Annotated in this window: 13 protein-coding genes and 3 riboswitches; of the genes, 8 read left to right on the top strand and 5 right to left on the bottom strand. The window is 42.8% G+C overall.

Features of this window, described 5'->3' with window-relative positions:
- Positions 1-3: 3 nt before the first annotated feature.
- Positions 4-744, top strand: coding sequence for a 2-phosphosulfolactate phosphatase (locus H605_RS17260; RefSeq protein WP_211225423.1), 741 nt, complete (start codon positions 4-6; stop codon positions 742-744).
- A 12-nt stretch (positions 745-756) separates the two neighbouring features.
- Complete coding sequence (locus H605_RS0102115) at positions 757-2,406, top strand: long-chain-fatty-acid--CoA ligase (RefSeq protein ID WP_029052673.1); 1,650 nt, start codon at positions 757-759, stop codon at positions 2,404-2,406.
- Positions 2,407-2,519: 113 nt separating this feature from the next.
- Here the strand turns inward: H605_RS0102115 and dapA are convergent, their stop codons facing one another.
- The gene (gene dapA, locus H605_RS0102110) at positions 2,520-3,413 is read right to left on the bottom strand and encodes a 4-hydroxy-tetrahydrodipicolinate synthase (protein WP_029052672.1); all 894 of its coding nucleotides are present in this window, start codon (positions 3,411-3,413) and stop codon (positions 2,520-2,522) included.
- A gap of 115 nt (positions 3,414-3,528) precedes the next feature.
- Positions 3,529-3,706, bottom strand: a riboswitch (Lysine riboswitch).
- 296 nt (positions 3,707-4,002) lie between these two features.
- Between dapA and grpE the strand changes: the two genes are divergently transcribed.
- Both grpE and H605_RS0102100 read left to right on the top strand, forming a co-directional pair.
- Positions 4,003-4,593: a nucleotide exchange factor GrpE gene (grpE, locus tag H605_RS0102105; RefSeq protein ID WP_029052671.1), complete on the top strand. Its 591-nt coding sequence runs from the start codon at positions 4,003-4,005 to the stop codon at positions 4,591-4,593.
- Positions 4,594-4,678: 85 nt separating this feature from the next.
- A complete protein-coding gene (locus tag H605_RS0102100; RefSeq protein WP_029052670.1) occupies positions 4,679-5,899 on the top strand; it encodes a tetratricopeptide repeat protein in 1,221 nt (406 codons plus the stop codon).
- A 116-nt stretch (positions 5,900-6,015) separates the two neighbouring features.
- Here the strand turns inward: H605_RS0102100 and H605_RS0102095 are convergent, their stop codons facing one another.
- Positions 6,016-7,089, bottom strand: coding sequence for a YARHG domain-containing protein (locus tag H605_RS0102095; RefSeq protein ID WP_029052669.1), 1,074 nt, complete (start codon positions 7,087-7,089; stop codon positions 6,016-6,018).
- Positions 7,090-7,375: 286 nt separating this feature from the next.
- On the opposite strand from H605_RS0102095, the gene H605_RS18315 reads away from it, so the two are divergent.
- Positions 7,376-8,890, top strand: a complete 1,515-nt coding sequence (locus H605_RS18315) for a S8 family peptidase (RefSeq protein WP_051210433.1) — start codon at positions 7,376-7,378, stop codon at positions 8,888-8,890.
- Between the two features lie 65 nt (positions 8,891-8,955).
- Here the strand turns inward: H605_RS18315 and H605_RS17250 are convergent, their stop codons facing one another.
- The 3 genes from H605_RS17250 to H605_RS0102075 are packed head-to-tail and all read right to left on the bottom strand — an operon-like array spanning position 8,956 to position 11,512.
- Positions 8,956-9,996 carry an ABC transporter substrate-binding protein gene (locus H605_RS17250; protein ID WP_037561374.1) on the bottom strand — a complete coding sequence of 347 codons (1,041 nt, stop codon included), beginning with the start codon at positions 9,994-9,996 and terminating at the stop codon, positions 8,956-8,958.
- A complete protein-coding gene (locus H605_RS0102080; protein ID WP_029052668.1) occupies positions 9,993-10,745 on the bottom strand; it encodes an ABC transporter permease in 753 nt (250 codons plus the stop codon). Before H605_RS0102080 ends, H605_RS17250 begins: the two co-directional genes overlap by 4 nt.
- Positions 10,742-11,512, bottom strand: a complete 771-nt coding sequence (locus tag H605_RS0102075; RefSeq protein ID WP_029052667.1) for an ABC transporter ATP-binding protein — start codon at positions 11,510-11,512, stop codon at positions 10,742-10,744. Before H605_RS0102075 ends, H605_RS0102080 begins: the two co-directional genes overlap by 4 nt.
- 85 nt (positions 11,513-11,597) lie before the next feature.
- Positions 11,598-11,695, bottom strand: a riboswitch (TPP riboswitch).
- A gap of 141 nt (positions 11,696-11,836) precedes the next feature.
- Positions 11,837-12,024: riboswitch (cobalamin riboswitch) on the top strand.
- A 122-nt stretch (positions 12,025-12,146) separates the two neighbouring features.
- Between H605_RS0102075 and H605_RS18310 the strand changes: the two genes are divergently transcribed.
- From H605_RS18310 to H605_RS0102055, 3 genes are all read left to right on the top strand, one after another.
- The gene (locus tag H605_RS18310) at positions 12,147-15,572 is read left to right on the top strand and encodes a DUF4430 domain-containing protein (protein ID WP_029052666.1); all 3,426 of its coding nucleotides are present in this window, start codon (positions 12,147-12,149) and stop codon (positions 15,570-15,572) included.
- Between the two features lie 145 nt (positions 15,573-15,717).
- Entirely contained in the window at positions 15,718-16,287 is a 570-nt protein-coding gene (locus H605_RS0102060; RefSeq protein ID WP_029052665.1) for a TetR/AcrR family transcriptional regulator, read from the top strand.
- A gap of 39 nt (positions 16,288-16,326) precedes the next feature.
- The gene (locus H605_RS0102055; RefSeq protein WP_029052664.1) at positions 16,327-19,308 is read left to right on the top strand and encodes a YhgE/Pip domain-containing protein; all 2,982 of its coding nucleotides are present in this window, start codon (positions 16,327-16,329) and stop codon (positions 19,306-19,308) included.
- The last annotated feature ends 33 nt before the right edge of the window (positions 19,309-19,341 follow it).

The raw sequence follows: 19,341 nt of genomic DNA, 5'->3' as shown, positions 1-19,341 counted from the left end.
CATTTGCTTTTTAAGAAAGAAGAGTTGAATGAGGCGAAGCTCGATGCGACCAAAACAGTTGTAGTCTTTGATGTGTTATTAGCGACTTCTACGATTTCTGCCTGCCTGTCGTTTGGCGCACGGACAGTGATTCCAGTAGCTGATGAAGAGGAAGCGCGTGAGGTTGCGGAAAATTTACCGACTGAAGAGTATTGTATGGCCGGTGAATGGAACGGTTTACCTATCGAAGGGTTTACCTATCCATTGCCGCTAGCCCTTCAAGGGAAAGTCGCGGGTAAAACGTTAATATTGCGAACGACTAACGGTACAGTAGCCATTCGAAAAGCTGCGGCTGCGCGTAAAGTATGGATTGCTTCATTACTAAATAGCCCGGCAGTTGCTAAAAAAGTATTTGACGAATATGAAGATGAAACGATTTTGCTCACTTGTGCAGGATCTGCCAATCAATTTTGCTTAGAAGACTTCTACGGTGCAGGGTACTTTTTGTCCGAGCTGATTCAGCTAGCAGGGGAGAATGCTGTTCAATTAACGGACAGTGCGCTCGGAGCCAAGTTGTTTTACGACAGTCGAAAAGATCAGAATGAAACGTTACTCGCACAAACGCAAGTAGGCAGAGCGATGCTGGAGATGGATGTAGGTGAAGATTTACATTTCGTCAGTCAAAAAGGGCAGCTGGAGGTCGCACCTTATTTGTCTGGACAGGAAGTCGTCTGTGATACGTGTATAAGCGTATACAATAATTGAGGAGTGAATCGAATGAAACATACAGCCCATTTTGAATTTTGGCCGCCACGCATTGCAAAATCCCTTACATTACCTGAAACGACGATTTATGATAATTTGGCGATCACCGCGAAGAAATATCCGAATAAAACTGCGTATGAATTTTATGGCGGATCCGCAACATACAGTCAATTACTGGACGAAACAGAGAAGATGGCTGGCTATCTGGAACAGGAGTGCCAGGTGAAGCAAGGTGATCGTGTCATGTTGCTTATGCAGAACTCGCCACAATTTCTTGTGAGTTTATTTGCGATATTGCGCGTGCGGGCAGTAGTGGTCGCGATCAATCCGATGAGTACGACTAAAGATTTGCAGTTTTTCCTAGAAGACGGCGACATTCGACTGGCGTTTATTGGACAGGAATTATATCCGAAACTAGAGCCGTTACTTGGTACGACGACACTTCAAACGGTGATTTCTGCCGCTTATTCGGATTATATTGATGTAGGGAAAGCATTGGCTGCAATTCCTGGAGAAGTAAAGGCGCCTGCAAAGGAATTAGCGAAGACTGTTTCGTGGAAATCTGCGTTGGATGCGGCTCAAACTCCGTCAGACTACGCAGGTGAGAGTGACGATATGGCGATGATTCCGTATACGTCAGGAACGACAGGAGCCCCTAAAGGATGTATTCATACGAATTGTACGGTGCAGGCCAATACGACAGGTTCCTATCACTGGATGACGATGAGTCCGGACACGGTCGTCTTGACAAGTTTACCTTTATTCCATGTGACGGGACTCACGCATAGTGCGCTGAATCCAATTTTGGCAGGGAGTAATATGGTCATCATGACGAGGTGGGATCGCGACTATGCGATGAAGGCGATCGAGCAGTTCCAAGTTAGTCACTGGATCAACATTAGTACGATGCTGATCGATTTCCTCGCGAATCCTCAACTCGCGGATTATGATATTTCATCTCTTGAGCTTGTCGGTGGCGGAGGAGCTACGCTTCCTATCGCAGTGGGTGAAAAACTGCGTCAACGAACGGGACTTGATTATGTAGAAGGGTACGGTCTATCCGAAACGATGTCGCATACTCATTTCAATCCGCCAAACCGTCCTAAGTTGCAATGTCTTGGTATTCCGGCATTCGGTGTAGATGCCCGCATTATTGATCCGATGACAGGAGAAGAGCTCGGAGTAGAAGAGGAAGGCGAGCTGGTGGTCCATGCGCCGCAGATGTTTAAGGGCTACTATAATCAGGAAGAAGAAACGAAATCGAGTCATATGATGCTAGACGGTATACAATTCTTCCGCACTGGCGATATCGTGCGAATGGATAACGAAGGCTATTTCTTTATCGTAGACCGCGTCAAGCGGATGATTAATGCGGCCGGATTTAAAGTGTGGCCGACGGAAGTGGAGTCAATCCTTTATAAACATCCGGCGGTTCAGCAAGCATGTGTCGTTCGGTCTCCTGATGAAGTGCGTGGTGAAACGGTAAAAGCACTCATTATTTTGGATCCAGAATATAAAGGAAGTGTAACGAGCGAAGAGATTATCGAGTGGTCGAAGGGGCAGATGGCTAGCTATAAATATCCGCGAATTGTCGAGTTCCGGGATAGTTTCCCGACTACGAGTAGTGGGAAAATCTTATGGCGTCAGTTGCAGGATGCGTAAGAGATAACTAGATGAAACACCATGACTATTATATAGAAGTGAATAAAAAAGCTGCACCGAATAGACCGAATCTTGCGGTCATCTCGGTGCAGCTTATAGTTGTTTCCTATCGATCAAAGTCCGACTGCGGATTGATTACGAAGAGCTAGAAGGTCTTTCAACGACTCTACTTGTTCGTCAGGCAACGCAATCATTGGTAAACGAACGCCACCCACCGGTACACCTGTCAAGTTCAATGCAGCCTTTGTAGGTGAAGGGTTCGGAGCAGCGAACATCGCTTTCATGATCGGCAATAGACCTCGGTAGATGGTAGCCGCTTGCTTTGTATTGCCTGTTTTGAAGTGACGTACCATTTCTTGCATTTCATTGCCTATAATATGAGCGGAAACTGATACGACGCCTGTGCCGCCAATAGCTAGTACAGGAAGTGTAGACGAGTCATCACCTGTATAAACAAAGAAGTCGTCTCCCGTATGCTCGATAATCGCTGCAACAGCATCTAGATCACCGCTTGCTTCTTTGACAGACGTAATATTCGAAACGTTGTTAGCTAATCGGATAATCGTATCTGGGAGCATATTTACAGCGCTACGTCCCGGGATATTATAGAGCATGATCGGTAATGTAGTCGTTTGTGCAATCGTATGGAAGTGCTGGTACAACCCTTCTTGACACGGCTTATTATAGTACGGCACGACAAGCATGATTCCGTCGACGCCAGCTTCTTCTGCTTGGATCGTCAAGTCAATGGACTCTCTTGTACTGTTCGTTCCTGTACCTGCAATAACCGGTGCACGACCTGCAACTGTTTGCACAGTGAACTTGAATAGTTCCACTTTCTCTTGCGCAGTAAGAGTAGGGGATTCTCCTGTCGTACCTGCGACAACTAGTGCGTCTGTTCCATTGGCTAGTAAGTGATTGATTAAGGTTTTTGTTGCTGGGTAATCGATGTCTCCTCTTTCATCAAACGGAGTTACCATCGCTGTCATAATTGATCCGAAATTCATTATTCTCCACATCCTATCATTTTATTAAAAAACATAGAGGTGGGGGCGATATAATTGAACGCAAAAAGCAACAACGAGGGCTCGCTGTTGCGTTGAAATAATGAATTATTTCTTTGCACGAGATAGCCCACCATACAGTTTCCCATATGACAATCCTGCACTTGTTCAGTCCAGAATCAGCTTGGAGGTCATGAGAGTCTCGCCGCTTCGGCAAATTCCCCTTTCCACAATCTTCACAGAACCTCATGATTCTCCGATTGTGTACTAATGGTTTTTGCGCCTCTATCCTTATTTCCGAATTATCGAAATAAGTGAAAGTTTAATTAACCTTACTGTACTTGGTATCTGAAGAAATAGCAACCCTAATTTTTTTAGATGTTTTATAGGTGTACCTTCTGTCTATCTATGACACATTGTGCAATTATACGTCAACCCGTGTATCGTAGTCGCCTCATTCCTTCGACAATTCGTGGCCCAGTATTGTGTTAGCCACCAAAAAGTGCTATCTTATCAGTATAATAGCCTAAGCTTAGACTGGGCTTTTCTTGCTTGATTTATGCATTATATGTTTTCTGAAAAGGGGAATTCGATGAGTACTATACATGAGTCCGCGAATAACAGGCCGGAAGAGTTACAGCGTTTATTGGATAAAGAATTATTACAACTGGAGAAAATTACGATTGAAGATTTCGAAGTAGATCCTATTGAGAAACCCGTCACGCAAGAGGACTTGAAGCAGTTTCAGCAGTTTACATCGACCAGTTTCCGCTCTCTAGAAGAGTTGCTCGAAAGCAATCAAGCTGTTTTGCCCGTTGATGAGGCCATTACACGTTTGCAAGATGAAGCATTGCAAGACCGTGTACAAATGGCGAAACGTGCAGTGCAGATCTTTACTTTATTTGAAGATGTACGTCAGACGGTTGACCCTGAATCTGTCGATTTACTTGCACAGTTAGATGCAGCGATGGATCAAGCACATCTTTTGCTTGAAGAAATTGGTATACAAGAGTTATCGGTGTATGATGAGTATTTCGATGAAAGTTATATGGAAGCGGTTGGAACTATACCCGTTGAAGAAGCGCAAGGAATCGAGCGTTTTAAAGTAGCGGCTGTATTCCGTAGAGCCTTTTCAATAGAAGGTCTAGTCATTCAAGATGCATTAGTGAAAACGGTTTCGTAAAAGAGGGGGACGTTTATGACGAGCATAACAAATGATCAACGGGTGAGTCGCTACGTACGCCCGTTTAGTAGGTGGAGGTGATTCGATGAGTTCATTCACTAACGTTCCTATGCTGATTCAGCAAATGCAACAAGCAATACGACAGAAGCGTTACACGCTGGCGCTTGATACGATACGCGAACTGGAAAAGCTGAATGTTAGCCGTAAGCAAATTCTGTGGCATAAAGCATTGCTTGAAAGTAAGGTCGGGAATTTGCATGTGGCCTTAGCCTACTTGAAGGAATTAGATAGCGACGAGCTACATGCTATCAAGTTACAGCAAACGATCGTCGACAATTGGGACACGTATACGCAGATCATCGCTAAATATAACGATGCCGTATCGGAAATTCAGTTAGGATTTGGCGAAAAAGCACTACATATTATCGATCACGCGATGGAACTTGCAGGAAAACTGCCTATTCCGATTGAATTATATCGCATGAAAACGGTGTTGTTGGCACGTTATGAAAGTGACCCTTTATCTCGCTATACGGCGGGGTTACCTATGTATGCGCTTGATGATCCGACAATCAAACGTGTCGTGGCGGCAGAACCTCCACGTCCAGATATCGCACGGCCGGTTCCGAAGCCGAAAGTTAAGCGCAAGCTAAAAAAAGAAGCGGCAGTACTACTTGCTAGTATAGCAACCGTCCTATTAGTATTCGTCGTCTGGTTAGTTGCCAATCTAATGGCACAGCCTGAAATCGCTACGGAGTCGCCAACTACAGCACCCGTGAAAAAGCCGGCTATAACGGAGACTGCGTCTAAGAAAGACGAGCCGGTTAAAGAAGTGGTCGCAACACCTAAAGAAGAAACTAAGCTTGAATTCGTTTCCGATGAAGCAGCGAAAACGTATTATAATGAAGGCTATAAGCAATTTATGAAAGAAGACTTCTCAGCGGCTGTGGTGTACTTGGAATATGCTATGCGTACGGAGGAAAGTGATTACTTCACGGACGATGCCTCGTACTTCCTAGCTTCGAGTTATTTGCGTGAGCAGAAGTATGAAGACGTGGTGAAAATCGCGAAAACATTCCGTAAAGAAAAAGATGTGAATTATAAGGAGTCACCTTATCGAGAAGGAATTCGTCTTCAAGAAAGCCGCGCTTTGTGGCAGCTTGGTAAGGAAACTCAAGCTATTTCGATTTTGGATGAGTTGATTAACAAGTCCGATGAAGATTGGGTGACGTATGAGGCGAGAGCTATGAAGAAGTTCGTAGTGGATGGTGAGAGTGGTAGTGAGGACGAGGAAGAGACTGGTTGAGTTAGCATGGGTTTGCGATTTTTTTGTCGACATCGCGCCCTTCACCAGTGCGCCCAAACCACACAAAGAAGGAGCAATCCGGGAAGTCAACATGACTTAACGGATTGCTCCTTCTTTTATTCCAGTGATTTAATCAATTCAACATTATGTTTCTCCCACTCGGTCATCTTGCCATCGAAGGATGGATCGGGGCTGTACCAAGACTGTGAGCCAAAGTAGTTTTGCATTTCTTTTGATTGGAATACATAGCCATGTCGTGCATAGATTTCATTGCGCGCTAAACGTAAGTCATCCTTTGATAGTCCTTTTAAATCGGATTCGTCGAGGAACACGTCACCGCTGTATGAGATGATGAAGTGGTCGTTTGAAGCGTCAGCTGGAACTTCTTTAATCACCTCTTTGACAATAACGGTTTCGACGGGTTCTTCTTCCACGACGTCGTTTTGCACGACTGGCAAATCATTGTCGGTTTCCACGTTCGTTGCAATGGCCAATTCTTTGATGGAATCAAAAGCGAGGTGAACTGATTGCTTCGCTCCAAATACGTTCGCCTGAATCTCTTCACGCACGCTTTCGTCATTCAAAGTCGTGGTCATTTTAATGGGATAAATTCCTGCCATATACGGGCCGAATTCTGCTTGTTCTTTACTCTTTTTAATATAGCCCATCTCGGTATCGTGAATGGATAGTACCGTTTCGTCTCCGATCGATTTCACTTTGAGGATATAGCCCGCTGGATTAATCGTATAGCGGGGAAAGAGGCCGAATCGCTTACCATCCGCACGTATGGAGAACATGCCGTCGTCGGTCGTTTCTCGTAAATTGTTTTCTATTACTTGTACGATGGAAGGGTTTTTCTCGACCAATGTAAGTAAGGCTTGTATGCTATCCCCGTTGGTCGAAATACGACTATCTTTCGGTACAATCAATTCGTGCAACTCGTCTTGATCCTGCTCGATCAGCGCTGAAATGAATTGCTCTGTTATTGCCTTCCGACCATATTTATTTTCAATAGTGTAATAACCTATAATCGCGACAAGCACAACAGTTATCAATAAAATGGGATACAGTGGTGTTTTCAATAACGAACGTTTTTTATTGGAATAGCGGGATGCAAGAAGCGCTTTACAGTGTGTACAGTACTCTTGCTGATTTGTATTCATTTCATTACATATCGGACATTTTTTCATATGAATTCTCCTACTTCATGCTATGGCTCTATCTTTTGAAAGCGAGTATAGATACCAATGTAGTCAAGATTATACTATGACTGACGGGATTATTCTAGATGTAAGGACGGTTGTTGTGTAAAGGAAATAGGGCGCAGGATATTCATTACAAGGGATTTTTCAAAATTCGCCATTTAAAGTAGTTCTATCATACGCCTAGGATGTATGAAGATGGTAAATAGTGAGTTATAATGGTTTAAAAGAATCCCATATTACTAAAGTGTGGCAGGGAGGAAAAGAGGGGCGAATGAAGAGACAGCTTCATATAGTTTTGATTGCCTGCATTGGATTGCTGGCGGTACTTGGATTTAAAGGGGTAGTCAGTGCGGAAGAAGTTTCAAATGAGTTATTGATAGAGTACGAAGAAAATCGTCATACATTTTCTGTAGACGAAAGCTTACCCAGTGTAGAAAGTCGCGAACCTATCACAGACAAAGTGGAGTTATGGAGTTTTACAGATTCAGCTGAGATGCTATTAATGAAGGAACAACTACTCGAAGATCCAAACGTCTTACATGTTGAACCGAATTATGAGCGCTATTCACATGTTGTATTCAATGATCCTATTCTAGTGAAGCAGTGGTGGATACCACAAATGAAGCCGCAGTGGATGTGGTCTAGGGTGCAAGAACAAAAGAAAATGACCGTCGTGGCAGTCATTGATTCCGGCATTGATCTACAACATGAAGATTTACAGGGGCGAATTCAGCCAGGTGGTTATAACTTTTACGCCGATAATTCGAATGTTCAGGATGTCAATGGCCATGGAACAGCTGTCGCAGGCGTAGTCGCGGCTAAGGCTGGGAATGATCTAGGCATAGTGGGTATTGCAGGAACATATGAAACCAAAATATTGCCGTTGAAAATCTCGCATCTGAACGGTCTCAGTAAAGTGTCGGATAGTATTAAGGCGATTGATTACGCCATCCAGAAACAAGTCGATGTGATCAATATGAGTTACGGAAGCAGCATGTCTTCTCAAATGGAAGAAAAAGCGATTCAGCGTGCAGTCGAATCGGGTATCACGGTCGTATCGTCTGCAGGGAATGATGCAACGAAAGGGAATTCGATTATGTTTCCTGCATCTTATCCTTCCGTCATTTCAGTTGGCGCAACGGAAAGAGATAATCAGCGCGCTTCCTTTTCAAACTATAACTCTCACGTGAGCTTAGTCGCTCCAGGTGCGGCAATCTATACGACAACCCTTGCTAATAGCTACAAGTCAGTCAGTGGAACATCTTTTTCGGGACCAATGGTAGCAGGTGCAGCGACTTTGGTAAAATCATTGAAGCCTGAAGCAACCCCAGCTGAAATCAGACAGTTACTAGAAATGACCGCGACAGACCTAGGTGCGCCAGGTAAAGATATTCATTTTGGTGCAGGGGTTGTAAATTTAGAGAAGCTGAGCCATGCGTTACCAGCTAGTTCTACACCTATTCCGCCAAAAGAATTTACAGGCGATTTTCCAGAACTGAAAGTACAAACGAATAAAGTATTTAGAATCAAATTTACTAATGAATTACTACTTGGAAAAGACTACTCAAAACATATTTACATTACCCGTTCGCCAAATAGCGCAGAACGTATCGAAAGCTTTACAGCGAAAGTGGATCCTACAAATAGCAAGCAATTATTAATTACACCAACTAAAGAGTGGCAACTAGGAGTTCATTATTTACGCGTGGAGAAAGGGTTGCAGAATAAAAAAGGTGTCGCAATGAAAAAGTCATTTGCTGTGAAGTTTACGGTACTTCCTCGCTAATTCTATAGAATAGAAAAAGGCTATTGCAGCCAGTCATAGAGACTTCCGCAATAGCCTTTTGTGTGTTACTTCGTTATTTTAGAAAACATTTCACCTGTGCTGACGTCTAAAATCATATCGTCCACTTCAGGTTTCGTCTTGATCAATTCCATCTCATGTAGCCAGTCACGCACTTCTTCCCAAGATGTTTCATCAAGCGTACCAAATGCTTCACCGTCTGTATCCATCTTCGGTAATAACACATTTAAACTTTCCGTTTCAATTGCTTTGTCTAACGGGAAGTTCGCTTGATCTTGGTTGCTTAGCAAGAGGTCGAGTGCTTCTTCGGGTTGTTCTACCATAAATTCATACCCTTTTTGTGCTGCCCGCCAGAAAGCCTGGATTGCGTCTTGTTCTTTGTCCCATGTATCATCACTCGTCAACAACACAATTTCACTATAATTTGGCACGCCATAGTCTACTGGATTAAAGTAGCGCGTTTTGAAGCCTTTTGAGTTCATGACAGGCACTTCGTGGTTAATAAATGTTCCTGTCACGGCATCAACACGTTTTGAAACGAGTGAAGATTCCAATTCGAATCCAACGTCGATCATATTCACTTTGTCATAATCGCCACCGTCATTCGTTACCATCGTTTTAATCAAAGATTCGTTTAGTGGAATCCCTGGATAACCAATTGTTTTACCTTCGAGATCTTTAGGTGATTGAATCGAACTTTCCTCTAGCATGACAGTATAATTTAGTGGCTCTCGCACAATCGAAGCGATTGCTTTAACTGGAATGTCTTCATTGGCTTGCGCTAAAATGACATCTGGTTGGTAATACAGGCCAAGAGTTACTTTTCCTGCTGCGGTCAAGTTCATTGGATCGGTCGGATTGGCAGGGAATTGTATATCCACTTCCACGTTCTCTTCATTAAAATACCCTTTTTCCTGGGCTACATAAATATAGCTATGTACTGCATTTGGATACCAGTCGAGCATGATGCTGACTTTTTTCTTTTCATTGTTCGGTGTCTCTTCGTTTTCTGCGGGAGTTTTATCATTATTGCACCCAGCTAGCAGTACAAGAAGAAAAATGATGCTAAGGAACAGACGTTTTCTCATTGGTGATTCCTCCATTGTAAAAAGTGTTTTTCCAATACGACGACGAGTAGAAAGAAGATAATGCCTACTGCAGAAAGCAAGACGATCGGTGCGAATACGGCGGCACTGTCAAATTGCGTCATCATTCTTCTGCTGAAGTATCCAAGTCCTGCCTGAGCACCTAGCCATTCCCCAATGGCCGCACCGATTACACTCAGTGTGACCGCCACTTTGAGTCCAGAGAAAAAAGATGGCAAAGCGGAAGGTAGGTCTAGTTTATAGAAGATATCTTTTGCGGACGCACCCATTGTTAGCATTAATTCACGTAAATTTCTATCAGAAGAGCGCAAGCCGTCGAAAACGCTGACGGTAATCGGGAAAAAAGTAATCAGTACCGTAACCGCGACTTTACTCCAAATGCTGTAGCCGAACCATAAGACGAAAATCGGTGCGAGCGCGATGACCGGAATCGTTTGCGATGCGATCAGGATAGGGTAAAACGCCTGCTCGATCGGTTTCTTACTATACATCGCAATTGCCAGTGTGGATCCGAGCATGATTGAAATCGATAAGCCGATTAAGATAGTTAAAGCAGTCGGAGGTAAGTGGTGGATAAACAGCTCCGTTTTTAACTCCCATAATCTGATCAGAATCGCTGAAGGGGATGGGAAGAGAAAGCTTTTGTCGTAAAGACGTGCGCTAATTTCCCATAGGCCCAGTAAGATCGTAACGAAAAGTATAGACCAACTATACGAAGTGATTTTCTTCATAGCCGCGCCTCCGAACGAAGCTCGCTAATAAGTTGCTCCTTCAGTTCCATCAGTTCAGGCCGTGCCAAGTCTCGCATAGTACGTGGTCGGCTGAGAGGCACGATGACTTCACGAATCGTCTGTACTGGTCTTTCAGCGAGTACAAAGATGCGATCGGATAGAAATAAAGCTTCGTCGATATCATGTGTGATGAAGACGATCGTTTTATCGAGCTTTTGCCATTGATCGATCAGCCACTCTTGCATCGTCAGCCGTGTGATTGCATCGAGTGCGCTGAATGGCTCGTCCAGCAATAAAACATTGGAGCCGGTCAGGATCGTTCGTAAAAAGGAAACCCGTTGTCGCATCCCGCCTGATAAATTTCCAGGATAGGCGTTTTCTTCGCCTGCCAGTCCGAAATCAGCGAGTAGCTGGATGATCTGATCGGCAGTAGGTTTACCACCTTGAAGTTCCACTGGTAATTGGACATTTTCAAGAATCGTTCGCCACGGCATGAGTAAGTCTTGCTGCGGCATATAGCCGACTTTGCCCAATCGCTTCGTTGTCACTTCTCCGTTCAATGAAATCTCACCACTGTCAGGATTCTCTAGACCGGTGACCAGTCGGAATAAAGTGCTTTTCCCGTAACCACTTGGTCCAATGATGCTGACAAATTCGCCTTCATGTACATGCCAATCGACTTGGTCAAAAATTGCAGTTGGTTTCGAAGCATTGGTTGCTTGATAATGAAAAGATACATTCGTAAACTCTAAAACCTTATTCGTCATCATTCGTACCACTTCTCATTTCTTCAAAAAATACACACAAAAAAACCACTTCTCTGTGCGAAGCGGTTGCATAGTACGGTCGAAATCCGTCATACGTCCACTTCCCTCCGCTAGTATTATCTAGAGCAGGTTCGAGGGTTAAGGCGAACGCCTCTCTCAGCAACAGCACCCCTAGTGTTTATCCATATCTTATCGTTACATAGTCTGAATAGATAGTCAAGATAGGACAGGAATAAATTGGTCATTTATAGGGGGTTGGAAAATATCCTACACGTCAAAAATCTCGCTATTGCAATTGTTTTGTCGACTCATTATGATTAAGGGTAGTTTATAGCGTATTTTGGTGTCTTGCTAATTTGCAAGACGTAAAAAGGAATCAGGTGAAAATCCTGAACGGTCCGGCCACTGTAATTGGAAAGTGACTTCAGACAACCACTGGTATTCATACTGGGAAGGTTGAAGTTGCGTTCGTATCCAAAAGTCAGGAGACTTACCATAATACAATGCTTACAGCCTTCCGGGAAAAGGTGTGTATGTTGTGTTGTATTATGTATTTCTAAACACGCATCCATCCATCCTTGTCTCTTTCCGGAGGCGGGATTTTTTTATTGAGAAAAATAGGGGGTAGGAGTCGTTGAGGAAAGGTAGTCGAGTAAGCAAGACATTATCTGTATTGCTAAGTTTGATGTTGGTGTTGTCGTTTGTAACTCCGACAGTACAAGCAGTTGATACAGGAGTAGAGAAAACCAAAGCAAAGGTTGCCGAGCAGGCAGATGTGGAAGAATTATTAGCTAAAACCGTTCAATTTTATAAAAATAAAGAAAAGAAATTGGATTCGTGGCAAACATTAGTAGGACTTTACGCAGCAGGTGAAGACCTGAATGATGGCGAGTGGATATTACCGGAATGGCAAAAAGAAGATCCAGATTATCTAGAACCTATACATTATGGTACAGATCATATTCGCTTTATCTTCGGATTGCTTGCAATGAACGAAGATCCAGCCGATGCATGGGAAACGAATCGTAATCTTTATGCGGAATTAGCATCGCAACAAAACGAAGAGACAGGCTCATTTGGCGGCATTAATAAACATATGTGGGCCTTGCTTGCGATGGATACAGGCGAACGTCTAGGAGCCGACTTAGGTGAGTGGAATACAGATAAGAAACAAAAAGCGCTACAATTCTTAATCGATAACCAAAATGAAGATGGTGGATATTCATTCTTTGGTCCAGTTTCCGATCCAGATATGACAGGTATGGGCATGATCGCGTTGTCTACTTATCAAGGGGAAGAAGCGGCAGATGCAGTTATTGAAAGAACGAAGGATTTATTACGAGCTAGACAACTAGACTTAACGACGGGTGGGTTTAATTCTCCAGGTAATTTTGGAATGGGCGATAATGCCAACTCCACAGCGACAGCGATTTGGGGTCTAGCTGCAGTAAATGAAGATATACTAGCAGAAAAGTGGCATGTAGGCGATCAGACAGTAGTAGATGCAATAAAAGGTTTTCAGTTTGAAGACGGGTCTTATAAGTGGAAAGTGACTGATAAGAGTGCTAATTTAATGGCAACAGAACAAGTTTTACTTGCGCTGGCGGATATTAAAGCAGGAAGTTCTGTTTGGAATCGAATTGCTTTAAAAGCAGAACAACCTACAGCCAACGTGAAAGTCGATGGGGTAGATGCACCGATTCTTGCAGATACTGCAGTGGCATTCGAAACAGGCGATACGATTGTACAAGTTGTTGAACAGTTGTTAAAAGAACAAAATATTCCTTACGAGCTGGATCAACTGAGAGAAAATTTTGTATCGATTAACAACGTTCAAAATGGAAGCTTACATGGCACTGATCAGTGGGTTGTTGATTTAAATGAAGAATCATCTACTTCATTTATCGATAAAGCAGTAAACGACAATGATAAGATTCATATTTTCTATAAACGTAATGCAGTTCTCAAATCCATGACAAAATTGAAAGTCGGCGACAAGGATCCGACTATTGAAATCAAATTAAGTGGGGATACGTTTACGGAAGCGGCTTCAGATGCTAGTAATTGGACTGTAGGTAACAGTGACCTAACAGTTGGCTCCGTTACAGTTGATAGTAACCAGAAAGTACTTCTACATGTGCAAGGCGAAGTACCAAATGTAACGTTATCAATAACTGGACTTGCTAAAGCAGTGCAGTCGAATGTAAACACTACTGCAAATAATACTCCGGCTATACCAGAAGTTATTCGTACGGTAGACGATATGCTTGCGGATACGTTACGTTTCTATGAAGTGGAGAGATATAATAAAGATAATTTTAGATGGGGTATGCCTGGAATTAGTTGGACAGAATTGGTTGCATTGGGTGCGTCTAGTTTACAATTAAGCGATGGTACAGCACAATTCCCAGATTGGCTCACTAAAGATCCAGGATTACAGAAAGATGAAGCAGATACGCATCATATTCGCTATATCTTCGGTTTGCTAGCAGTAGGAAAAGATCCATCTACTGCATGGGAAACTAAACGAAATCTTTATGCAGAGCTAGCAGCACAACAAAAAACAGACGGATCGATCGGTGCTATAAATAAACACGTCTGGGCGGTGCTCGCTTTAGATACAGGTGAGAAGCGTGGACAAGATGTAGGAACATGGGATAACACAACAAAAGAGAAAGCGTTACAACATATATTAAATCAAGAAAAAGATAAGGGTGGCTTTTCACTTTCATTAAAGGCGGCAGACATAGCAGATCCCGATATAACGGGAATGGTCTTGCTGGCACTAGCAAATTATCAAGATGATAGTGCAGCGAATGCAGCAATTGAACGTGCAAAACAAGCCTTGCGCAAACAACAACTTGATACAGCTGGCTGGGGCTCTTGGGGAACAGAAAACTCCAATAGTATTGCGACAGTCATTTCAGGTCTGGTAGCGGTAGGAGAAGACGTTACATCGGATAAGTGGCAAAAAGGTGAGGAATTACCCTTAGATGCTTTAAGCAAATTCCAAACGAAAAATGGAGCATTTGCTTATACTTTACCGGCCGATCAATGGGTCAATATGAAAGCAGTAGAACAATCCTTAATTGCCCTACAAGAAGTTAAAACGGGTAAATCCGTATGGCAACAATTTTCTGAAGTGGGAAATGTAGAGCCGCCAGTTGAACCGGAGTATATAACATTTTCTGTAGAAACACGGACAATGGGGACTGGGGATATTATCAGCCCGAAACAGTTGAAAATTGAATCTGGAGATACGGCATTCACGGCATTAAAACGTGAAGTAGAAAATCTCTCCATACCAATCAAATTTACTGGTGTAGGTCCAACTATTTACGTGAAGAGTATAAATAATTTAGGTGAATTTGATGGCGGACCGCTTAGCGGCTGGATGTATTCAGTCAATGGGGAGTTCCCGCAGTATGGTGCAGGAATTTATGAATTACAGAAGGATGATATTTTACGCTGGCAGTATACAACGAACTTGGGTGCAGATTTAGGGGATGATTGGAATCCTACACCTGAACACTCAGTCGAAGCACCTGAAAACGTAAAAGCAACCATTACGGATGGAAAGCTTCAAATTCAACTGAAAGATGAAAAGACAGGAGAATTCCAACCTGCCAAAGTAGAGAAAATAGAAGTGGTAGACGGAATTATGATCGTTCAAATTGGGGAGACGGGCGAAGTACTGGATGCGCTAAAAGGTCTTGAACTGCCTGCAGGAATAGTACAAGCGGTAGTGCTCAATAATGATCAACTGTATAATTATTTCGAAACGGTAAGTAAAATTGAAGCAACGAAAGAATGGAATATCAAATTTTCAGGTACATTACAGAATGATCGTGCGAACTTAGATAAAGTAGTCGTTCAAAATGCAGCGGGCGAAATCGTTCAGGTTTCTACAACGCTTGGAGAAGATGGAAAGTCGTTAAAGATCAAGCCGATTACTAGCTATACTAAAGGCGAGCTATACTATTTGACGATTACCGAAGTAAAGTCAGCAAATGGGAAAGTGATTAAAGAACCTATTCGAAAAGTATTTGTAATCAAATAAAATTGTAGACTATCATACAAGTCATAAAATATGACTTGTATGATAGTTTTTTTGTGCAATATCTTGCATTCATTCATCAATCTATGTAGTATAATGACTAGCAGACCGAAATGGTATTTCGGTCACTTTTAAAGGAAGTGTCATAATGGATCGCAGAGAAGAAATTATGTTGGCAGCTGAAAAATCATTTTCGATGTTCGGATATAAAGCGACAACGATGGACCGGGTCGCTAAGATTGCGAATGTGGGGAAGGGCACAATCTATACATTTTTCTCAAATAAGGAAGAGTTATTTCATTCGATTGTTTGGAAAATGGTTGAAGAAATGAAAAACGTCTCCGAACGAACTGCTAAAGAAGGAGCATCTTTTCAGGAAAATGCCCATGCACGTATTATGCAGTTGCTGAAGTTTCGCGAGACGCATCAGCTATTCATTAAATTGATTGAAGAAGAGAAAGAGTTGCGTACACCTGCTGTAGGAGATGCGTTAACTTCTATAGAGAAGGAAATATTGAAGTTCATTGCAGGAAAGATTGAGCGCGGTGTCGCAAAAGGTGAATTGAAGCCATGTGACAGCGAACTGATTGCTTTCCTTTTATTCAGATCATATTTAGCACTAGTTAATGATTGGTCAAAAACGCATGATGAACAGCTGACGGAGAAGCAAATAACAGACATTTTGAACGGTACGATCTTCTCCAGTTTGTTAGTTTGACGTGCGCATGACGGAATATAGAGTGAGGGTTTATACGAAATGAATAAAATATGGTTTATAGTCAGACGGGATCTCCGGAATATCTTCAAGAATAAAGCAGCACTCATTGTCATTGCGGCGATTGCTTTTCTGCCTTCCCTTTATGCTTGGATGAACATCCTCGCTTCGTGGGATCCGTATTCCAATACGGAAGGTGTGGAAGTCGCAATCGTCAGTGAAGACGTAGGGGCGAAGATTGAGGACAAAGAATTCAATGTCGGAGATGAAGTGATTGTCTCGCTGACCAATAACGATGATCTCGGCTGGCAGTTCGTAACGAAAGACGAAGCGTTAAAAGGCGTGAAGCACGGGGATTATTATGCTGCGATCATCATTCCAAAAGACTTTTCGGAGAATTTAAGCAGTGTCGTCACCGACGATATGAAGAAGCCGACATTAGATTATTATATCAATGAAAAAATTAATGCGATTTCCCCTAAAGTAGCGGGTAAAGGTGCATCTGCAATAGTAGAAAATATTGATAAAACATTCGTTGAACAAGCGAATGAAGCAGTCATCAAAGTATTCAATAATCTGGGAGTAGAACTTGAAGACAATCGTGGGAATATCGAAAAGCTACGTGATTTAATTTATCAATTAGAATATGACATTCCAGATATTTATTCGAAATTACAGATGGTAGATAAAGGCTTGGATTTTGCAGATACTTCTATTGATCGCGTAGATGTCGTGCTTGACGACGTCAATGTAGTGCATGCCAATGCGAAAAAGTTAAACGCACGGCTGATTAGTAAGTTGCAAGAGAATGAAAAGACCGTGGATCACACATTGCGTGTCATTACGTCTAACTTGGAGAGTGCACAAACAGCATTCCGCAAAGTACCCGATTTGACGAGTGAGCTGTCAGGTAAAGGAGAAGATGTCGATCGTATTGTCGACTCGCTACGGGATAAGCAAGACAAATTAGAAGATACGAATGCCCGATTAGATGATATTTACGATTATTTGAAAAAACAGGATCAGAATCTAAAAGACTCAACGAATATTAAAGATTTGCAGAGCGGTAAGAACCCAGCAACTGATTTGATAACGCAAACACAAGCGTTGTCCGATAAACTCGCTGAAGATATGGAAAAAATCAAAGGCAATTACGAAAATGTATTATCACCGCAAACTGAAAAGCTTATGAAGCAGTTGAATGAGCTTTCCGCTAATATCACGGGCTTATTGGATCGTGGGACCAAAGTGAATGGCAATGCGCAGGAAGTTGTTCAAGGCTTGATCAATAAGCGTGAATCCATTGATTTCAGCAAATACCAAGAACAACTCGACAGTATGTCCACTGCGATAGAAAGTCAAATTGGTAAAGTGGATTCGGTGATTTCCGTTTTAGAAGCTGCAGGTAATGTGACGGGCAGTGACCAAATTGTCGGTCTGCAACAGCGATTCGTCGCGTTACGTGATCAGTTATCGTCGACTAAACAAGCCATCGATAAAGTGCAAGCTGCCGTCAATAAAGGGGAGAAACCGAGCCTCGAGTTGTTGAATCAACTTCAAGGACAGCTACAGGCGAGTCAGCAAAAGATTGCGGATGCACGGAATCAATTTGATGCAAATAGCCAACAAGCGATTGGAGATGCGATTGAACAACTACAAACTTTCGATGAAGGACTGCGCGATCGGTTCAATGAACTCCAAGCATCGAAGACAGAAATTGATGAGAAGCTTGCAGGGTTGCTAGAGACAGCGGAAAATCCTGAGGTTACGATCGGTGCTCTTCAAAAAATGGTTGGCCGGATTGATAATGGACTAACGGCAATTAGCTCCATTAACAATGGATTAACAGATCTTGAGAAATTCATTAATTCGGATAAACTGTCTGCTGAAATTGAGCGAATCAAAACGGTTCAAGACAGCTTGTCATCTGCCCATTCATCCGTTGACGGCTTAGTTGGTCGAATCAATGAATCAAAAGCGAACGGTAAAAAGCATTTAGCTGAAGTCGATCGTGTATCCGGAGAATTGGATCGTTCGGTTGGGGAAGCTATCGATTTCGTCAATAGTGATTTGACGAGAAAGTATAAATCCGCGATGCGTGATGCAACCAATGCGTTGTATGATGTGTCCGATGTACTGGATGAAGTAAATGGACGGATTCCACGTCTGCGTTCTGCACTTGAAAAAGCGGAAGAAGGCGTGGCACTTGGCAAAAAAGATTTGGCGAAAGCTCAGGAACTCTTCCCAGAAGCTCGTGAAACGATTGAAACGATGGCAGAGAAAATCCGCAAGTTAGAAGACGAAGGAGACTTGGATAAATTATTGGATGTTCTCTCAACGGATCCAATAGGCGTCAGTAAGTTTCTCGCTGAACCGGTTGTCTTGAATGAACATGCGTTATATCCGATTCCAAACTACGGTTCAGCCATGAGCCCATTCTATACGACACTTTCATTGTGGGTGGGCGCATTGCTCATGGTATCCACGCTGAAAGTCGATATCCGAGAAAAGACACGATTCAAGAGTTATCAAACGTATCTTGGACGGTTGATTATCTTCGCGGGGATTGGCACGGTTCAATCATTGATCGTTACGCTAGGTGAATTATTCATCATGAATGTCTACGTCGTGAATAAACTACCGTTTGTATTATTCGGTGTACTGATCAGTGTCGTATTCGTTTCCATCGTGTACACACTCGTGTCCGTATTCGGTAACACTGGTAAAGTTATCGCGATCGTTTTGATGGTCATGCAGCTCGGTGCATCAGGAGGTACATTCCCTATCCAAATGGCACCAGAATTCTTCCAAAAGATTTCTGCATTTATGCCCTTCACACATGCGATCACGTTATTGCGTGAATCCATTGGCGGAATTATCTGGGCAGTAGCGTTAAAACAAATACTCTACCTGTCCATCTACTTCGCGTTAGCGCTCGTAGCAGGGCTTGGATTGAAGAAGTTCTTTAATAAATCGAGTGATAAGTTTATTGAGAAGGCGAAGGAAAGTAATATTGTGATGTGATGGAAAAAGACTGTACAGAAAGTGGTTTTACTA

This window comes from Sporosarcina ureae DSM 2281 (assembly GCF_000425545.1).
Taxonomy (GTDB): Bacteria; Bacillota; Bacilli; order Bacillales_A; family Planococcaceae; genus Sporosarcina; species Sporosarcina ureae.
The sequence above is the reverse complement of the archived record's forward strand: the minus strand, read 5'-3'. Positions and strand labels throughout refer to the sequence as shown.

Coding starts and splice junctions, on each gene's coding strand:
- H605_RS0102115 (WP_029052673.1), top strand. CDS start 757: ATGAAACATACAGCCCATTTTGAATTTTGGCCGCCACGCATTGCAAAA.
- dapA (WP_029052672.1), bottom strand. CDS start 3,413: ATGAATTTCGGATCAATTATGACAGCGATGGTAACTCCGTTTGATGAA.
- grpE (WP_029052671.1), top strand. CDS start 4,003: ATGAGTACTATACATGAGTCCGCGAATAACAGGCCGGAAGAGTTACAG.
- H605_RS0102100 (WP_029052670.1), top strand. CDS start 4,679: ATGAGTTCATTCACTAACGTTCCTATGCTGATTCAGCAAATGCAACAA.
- H605_RS0102095 (WP_029052669.1), bottom strand. CDS start 7,089: ATGAAAAAATGTCCGATATGTAATGAAATGAATACAAATCAGCAAGAG.
- H605_RS18315 (WP_051210433.1), top strand. CDS start 7,376: ATGAAGAGACAGCTTCATATAGTTTTGATTGCCTGCATTGGATTGCTG.
- H605_RS17250 (WP_037561374.1), bottom strand. CDS start 9,996: ATGAGAAAACGTCTGTTCCTTAGCATCATTTTTCTTCTTGTACTGCTA.
- H605_RS0102080 (WP_029052668.1), bottom strand. CDS start 10,745: ATGAAGAAAATCACTTCGTATAGTTGGTCTATACTTTTCGTTACGATC.
- H605_RS0102075 (WP_029052667.1), bottom strand. CDS start 11,512: ATGACGAATAAGGTTTTAGAGTTTACGAATGTATCTTTTCATTATCAA.
- H605_RS0102060 (WP_029052665.1), top strand. CDS start 15,718: ATGGATCGCAGAGAAGAAATTATGTTGGCAGCTGAAAAATCATTTTCG.
- H605_RS0102055 (WP_029052664.1), top strand. CDS start 16,327: ATGAATAAAATATGGTTTATAGTCAGACGGGATCTCCGGAATATCTTC.